The 6,645-nt window shown below is 38.9% G+C and carries 5 protein-coding genes; 4 read left to right on the top strand and 1 reads right to left on the bottom strand.

Going from position 1 to position 6,645, the window contains the following annotated elements; translation table 11 throughout:
• The first annotated feature begins 399 nt into the window (after positions 1-399).
• Together FTV03_RS16685 and FTV03_RS16680 are read left to right on the top strand one after the other, a co-directional pair.
• A complete protein-coding gene (locus FTV03_RS16685; protein WP_004282130.1) occupies positions 400-708 on the top strand; it encodes a helix-turn-helix transcriptional regulator in 309 nt (102 codons plus the stop codon).
• The gene (locus FTV03_RS16680) at positions 705-1,994 is read left to right on the top strand and encodes a type II toxin-antitoxin system HipA family toxin (RefSeq protein WP_180042283.1); all 1,290 of its coding nucleotides are present in this window, start codon (positions 705-707) and stop codon (positions 1,992-1,994) included. The genes FTV03_RS16685 and FTV03_RS16680 overlap by 4 nt, the downstream gene beginning before the upstream one ends.
• A gap of 17 nt (positions 1,995-2,011) precedes the next feature.
• Here the strand turns inward: FTV03_RS16680 and FTV03_RS16675 are convergent, their stop codons facing one another.
• Positions 2,012-5,359: a DEAD/DEAH box helicase gene (locus tag FTV03_RS16675; RefSeq protein ID WP_180042281.1), complete on the bottom strand. Its 3,348-nt coding sequence runs from the start codon at positions 5,357-5,359 to the stop codon at positions 2,012-2,014.
• A gap of 642 nt (positions 5,360-6,001) precedes the next feature.
• On the opposite strand from FTV03_RS16675, the gene FTV03_RS16670 reads away from it, so the two are divergent.
• Together FTV03_RS16670 and FTV03_RS16665 are read left to right on the top strand one after the other, a co-directional pair.
• Positions 6,002-6,265 (top strand): type II toxin-antitoxin system Phd/YefM family antitoxin, encoded by a 264-nt coding sequence (locus tag FTV03_RS16670; RefSeq protein ID WP_016658858.1) that lies wholly within the window; start codon positions 6,002-6,004, stop codon positions 6,263-6,265.
• Positions 6,252-6,515 carry a Txe/YoeB family addiction module toxin gene (locus FTV03_RS16665; RefSeq protein ID WP_000203952.1) on the top strand — a complete coding sequence of 88 codons (264 nt, stop codon included), beginning with the start codon at positions 6,252-6,254 and terminating at the stop codon, positions 6,513-6,515. Before FTV03_RS16670 ends, FTV03_RS16665 begins: the two co-directional genes overlap by 14 nt.
• Positions 6,516-6,645 lie beyond the last annotated feature (130 nt).

Raw genomic sequence — 6,645 nt, 5'->3', positions numbered from 1 at the left:
TTGTTCCACTTTAGATATTTGTTTAAGATGAGATGTAACTCATTGAAATGTGTCATCATATTCGTCGTCAGAAAACAAGTATTATGCCATTATTTCAATGAGTTATCTTTTTTTGTCGTGTACAAAGTTATTTATTATCAGATTGCGCTAGGCAGTTAAATGCAGGGCTGTCAGGAAATTTTGCCAGAGAGTTGCCAACAGTTCAGATCTGGCTGCCAATTACGTAAGTAGATTAAGGTAAATTGAACCGCGTATTTTAACTGTATTTTCAGAGTGATTTCAGATCACTACGTAGCTAGGGCTTTTACAGATCGAAATGATAAAGTCATAAATTGCTTTTCAAAAAAAAAGAAACTAATATGTTTCTTACAGGACCTAAAAGCAATAAATGTATCTACAATGAATAAGTCTTTACTTCAGCAAATCAAAAAAAGACGAACCCAATTGGGCTTAAAGCAAGTTGATATGCAATCCCGTACAGGCATTTCAAGACAGCAGTACCAAAAACTGGAAAGTCAGGGCAACCCTCGATTAGAGACCTTAGAAATTATAGCGGCAGGATTAAATGCTCAACTGATGCTCATCCCTGATGATAAGGTTCATTTGATCAGACAATTATTGAATGATGAAATTAAAGTCACTATTGAAGATCAGGATGACTTAATGACTAACCCATGGAAAGGTCTTCTCGGAGGAGAGGAACCATGAATACTGTTGCCGTCCTGAAATTAACATTACATCACGGTATCGTTGGATACTTGGCAGGATTTCAGAGCGGAAAAAATATTCTGGTTTTTACAGATTCTTTCCGCTCTGATCAGCAACGCCCGACCTTGAGCCTGCTGACTTCCCCCTTGTATCCTCAAGCGGATAAAATTTTAGAAAAGACCTATGTTACACATCAGCGCTTACACCCCTTGCTATCAAACTTGCTACCAGAAGGTGCATTACGCGAACTGATTGCACAAAGCCTCAAAGTACATATAGACAATGAATTTCAGTTATTGGCAGCTTTAGGTCATGATTTACCTGGAGCACTCATTGCGACTCCATTAGATCCAGAAGAAATTCCAGATGAAATAAAATTCAAATTGCAGATCTCTAATCCAGATCAGATCTTAAAGCAAGAGATCCGAACAGATAATAAGTTTTCCTTGGCCGGCGTCCAAATGAAGTTTTCCATGAAAGCCAAAGATGGGCGTTTTACACTAGTCCAGGCAACGGAATCGTCTCTACTCGGGGACTGGATTGTCAAAACTCCTTCTTCCAGACATGCTTTTGTTCCGCTAAATGAATATTCTATGATGAGCCTTGCAAAAATGGTCGGAATAGATGTCCCTGAGATTCGCTTGGTGGATATGGCACTCTTACAAGACCTTCCACCATTAAATTTACCCCAAGAGCAATATGCTTTTGCAATCAAAAGATTTGATAGACAGAATACTGCTGATACTACAGAGCTTATTCACATCGAAGACTTTGCTCAGATCTTCGGTGCATATCCACAGCAGAAATACAGCACCACAAATTATGAGCAGATAGGAAAGATCATTTATCAATTTTCAGATAACAAAATTATTGATATTCAGCAATTTGCCAGCCGCTTACTTGTCAATATTTTACTCGCCAATGGAGATGCGCACTTAAAAAACTGGAGTATGATTTATCATGATAAAAGTGCACCCAGATTATCTCCCGCATACGATATATTAATGACCAGTGTATATATTGAAAATGAGCGTCATTTCGCATTAAATCTTGCCAAAAATAAAGATTGGTATTTAGCTGAGATGAAACACTTTGAAGAATGGGCTGAAAAAGTCGGTGTTCCATGGCGTGTTATTGAAAAACAACTTCACGCAATCATGGACAAAGCACGGTCAGTATGGCCAGTGCTATTACTAGACTTACCTATGATTTCTATTCATAAAGAAAAATTAAGAGAACATTGGAAAAAATTGCATCCAGACTTTCAGATACTTACAGATGATTAGGGTAATCTGAAACCAAACTAAAATTTCTCAAACAAGTTCATCACGTCATTTTCCGTCAGTTTCGCTTCGCCCTCATGATCGGTACTTAGAATAGACTGTGCCAGTTCTGCTTTATTTTGCTGTAAGGCAAGAATTTTTTCTTCTATGCTTTTATTGGTAATCAGCTTATACACAAATACTGGCTTGTCCTGTCCAATCCGCCATGCACGATCTGAAGCTTGATCTTCAGCAGCAGGGTTCCACCATGGATCATAGTGAATGACCGTATCTGCGGCAGTTAGATTCAGACCGACCCCTCCTGCTTTCAGACTGATTAAAAATACTGGCACTTGTCCAGACTGAAATGCTGTAATGACTTCATCTCGCTTTTTGGTCTTTCCAGTCAGCTTCACATAGCCAATTTCTGCGTGATGGAGCTGTTGCTCAATCAGTTCCAACATTGAGGTAAACTGAGAGAAGATCAGAATTTTTCGCCCCTCCTCCACCATTGGAACGACCATATCCATCAACTGTTCAAGTTTGGCAGAGTGTGCCTGCCCGGTTTTCACTGAATCCAGCTTTAGTAAGCTAGGATGGCAGCACACCTGACGTAGCTTCAGTAAGGCATCTAAAATTTGAATTTGACTACGTTTAAAGCCTTTTTCTGCCACAATTTTCTGAATATTTTCCTGCATCGTGGCACGAACAGCCTCATATAACTTGGATTGCTGGTCATTCATATCAATATTGACTTCAATCGTGGTTTTTTCTGGCAATTCTTTGGCGACGTCAGTTTTCAAGCGACGTAAAATAAAGGGTTTAATGCGGTTTACCAACTTTTGCCTTAACTGTTCATCACCGCGTTTTTCAATCGGATAGCGGTATTTTTTATTAAAGATTTCTTGTGAATATAAAAATCCTGGCATCAGAAAATAAAATATTGCCCACAGCTCACCCAAATGATTTTCCATAGGTGTACCGGTTAGACATAGACGATGTCGTGCTTTTAATTGCCGTACCACCTGTGCAGCTTTGGCACGCGGATTTTTGATATTCTGCGCCTCATCCAAAATGAGTTGATGATATTCATATTGCTTTAGTTGCTCTTCATCTCTCGCCAGAAGCGGATAGGTGGTTAACACAATATCATAGTGCGGAATCTGCTCAAAATACTGATGGCGATCGGGCCCCTGTAGCAGCAATACCTTGAGCTCTGGGGTAAATTTCTCCGCTTCTTTGAACCAGTTATGCATCAGCGATGTGGGTGCAACAATTAAGGCGGGACTATCCTGCAAATATCCAGCCTGCTTTTCCATGAGTAAATGGGCTAAAGTTTGTGCTGTTTTCCCCAAGCCCATATCATCTGCCAGAATCCCGCCATGCTGGGTTTCCCTTAAAAACTGTAACCAGCCTAAGCCCTGCTGCTGGTATAGACGCAACTCCCCCTGAAAACCTTGTGGTGTTGGCAGTTGTTGCTGATAGCCTTGTTTGAATTTATGTACAAATTTCTGCAGGCGATCACTGACCTGCCATGTCATCCCAGGATTATGCTGCAATTCTAATAATTGACTCGCATCATAGCGATCAATACTGCGCTCTTCTTGCTGTAAAATGCTCTGCAGATGCAATAATACCGGCTTAATATCCCTAGCGGATAGCGCCAAATCAGGTTGATCAACTGCAGTTTTCACGGTGAAAATTTGACTGTCATGCAGATGAATAAAAGTCCGCGGATCAAGTAAATCAGGATTTACTCGCACCAAAGCTACGAGCGCATCAAGTAAATTATAAGAATTGCCTGCACTGTCTTGAACCGTCGCCCCGATATTGAACCAGTCCTGCTGGCCTTCAGATTCAGTGATAGAAATATTTAAATTTTCAACATATTGCAGGTTAAAGGGGCTGTTTTCCAGATGCTCTATCTGCCAGCCCATCAACTCAATTTGATTGATGGGCATCAGCTGTTTGATCCAGTCTCCATAGAAAGCAAAAACCATAGAATCGAGACGTTGTTTATCCAGTTTTAATTGCTGGTCATAACTAAGATCTTTCACCCACTTCAGTGATTCGACCAATAGCTGTAAACGCTGGATTGACTGTTGTTCCTGAACTAAGTCCCGAAGCTGTCGCACCATTTTGTCATGCTGCTCACCAATGAAACTGTCACCTGATGTACCTGCTTTAATTCGCCCGCCTGCATAGGAGAATTCAATTTCAGCACAAACAGACTCCTCCCATTTCCAATCAAATTTATCTAAAACACCGAAGCGTAAAATTGGCTGGGGATTACCCTGTAAGACTTCAATCTCTTGAAGAAACCCAGGTTTCGGCAAGTTATGTATCGTTGTAGATTGATGGGTAAGCTGCTCAAACTCAGTCAAAACCGTCGCAGGCATCTCTGGCATCCGCCAAAGGTAGTACAGTAAATCCGATGTATATTCACTATAGAGTTGCCCTACCGTATTCTTGTGAATATCGATATAACAAAGTGGCTGACTTACAAGAATTTGAAGATGTGGATTCGATTTTAAATTGAGTCGAACATTTCCATTGACCAACTCAAAATCTAAGTGCTCAATCTGTTTTTCAATGCTCTTTTGCCAAGAAAATTCAAGCTGATAGCTTTGTTCTGACCATGTAAGTGGAGCATCACTTTTTTGTTTCCAATAGACATCACCACTCTGAATGAAAGATTTAAAATGCTCTAAGACAATGCCTGATATATCAAGACTATTTCCATAAGAAAACTCATTCTGATTGAGCTTGGCATAATAATAAATTTGATTAAATAATTGTCGCTTCCCATCAGGCAAAGACAGACGTTTTTTTAGAATATTGCCATATTCAGTATAAGAACTGACACCTGTGATCGTCCCACTTTTATTACGTCTACCTTTGCGAACCTCAAGTTTTAACCCGAATAGACCTAAAGGCTGATCTAAATAATAAAGTAAATAATTACTCGTTGTCTTTTGCTGCTCTAACTGGGTATGTTGTAAATACTGCTTAAACTCACTTAACCAGCGTTGTGCTTGATTAATTGCAACCCGATCTTTTTGAGTGTGAGATGATGACTGAGAGTCAACATAGCTCTTCAGATATCCTTCTCGATATTCTTGATAAAATAATTTGGCTAAAGCAGCAGCATGTTTACAGTTATATCCAACCGGACAAGTGCAGTCGTCATCAATTAAACGGTCCTTTTTAAGATTATAGGTAATTGCAGTATCGTAATAATCTGTCCCTTCAATTTGGGCATACATCGTGACATCGTCATTTTCCTCAAAGAACTCAATCGTTTTCCTATCAATGTGTTTAGCATAGCTCTGGCTGCGCTGAAGAGTTGCAGTACTAAAGCGAGATAGAAAATTGATCAATGAGGACATAATTACCAGACACTAAAAATGTTTATACAATTATAACGGACAAAGCTGTCATTTCAGAATAGTAGGGCTTTGTTGCACAAAGATTTATAATTTGAAGCATCCCCCCAACTCACTCAAATTTAAATTATAACTCGCTATCTGGTAGTGAACTTTGGTGTTTTTTCTATTGGCTGGCGTAAATACTTTTAAGCTGCCTGAGGTATCAGCAAAGGCAGAGCCCTGCCCATCGACCCCATTGCTTCAGACTACTGGGGCCAGATATTCCAGATTGAACTGATAGCAAATCCCGGTTCCTCGTGACACCATGCAAAATTAATAGAGCTTAAAGCAAGTTGTTAGACTCTATTAGATTGTAAATATCTAATTAGACTTCTTTAATTTAATAGTATCTTCAGTCGGCTCTGTTGTATAAGTATGTAAGCATCTGATTTAAATAAATTTAATTTTGGATCAAAAAAATAATCAAAACTTTTAAAATCATATAGTTATGAAATCTTTATGCAACAAAGCCTATTTGATATAAAACTGTTACACAAAATTGACAACATGTACAGAATTCTGTACATTTTAGATTGTAAAGTTCGATCACTATCATCTAGTCAGTAGCGTTTTAACACAGCTTACTTTATGAGGGAGAAATATATGCATGTATTTACATATACAGACGCACGTAACAACTTAAAATCTGTTTTAGATAAAGTTATTGATGATGCAGATGTCGCTTTCATTACAAGAAAAGAAGGCGGTCATGCTGTAGTAATGGGACAAGATCATTACGACAGTTTAATGGAAACGTTGTATCTCCTTTCATCTCCAAATAATACCACTCGTTTAAACGAATCAATTGCTCAATTACGCGCAGGTAAAACCAAACAAAGAGAGTTGATTATAGATGACGAGTCGTAATGTCGAATGGACTGAAAATGCCTGGGATGAATATATCTATTGGCAAACACAGGATAAAAAGATACTCAAACGTATCAATACCTTAATCAGAGAATGTCAAAGAACACCCTTTGAAGGAACTGGAAAACCAGAACCTTTAAAAGCAAATCTTTCAGGATTCTGGAGCCGTAGAATTGATGAGAAGCATAGATTAGTTTATGAAGTGACGGATGAACGAATTTCCATTATTCAATGTCGGTTCCATTACTAATAATGATATACGCTGAATTATCAGGAGACTTTCCCTTGGGAGATTCTAGGCAGCCAACTTATAAAAGTCTTCGGCCATTTGATTTGGTGTCTTAAAACCCAAACCCTTTTGAATTCTTCGATGATTATAA

Origin of the sequence: Acinetobacter sp. YH12218 (assembly GCF_013417925.1) — a bacterium.
GTDB lineage: Bacteria > Pseudomonadota > Gammaproteobacteria > Pseudomonadales > Moraxellaceae > Acinetobacter > Acinetobacter amyesii.
This window is presented reverse-complemented; position numbering and strand designations above follow the sequence as displayed.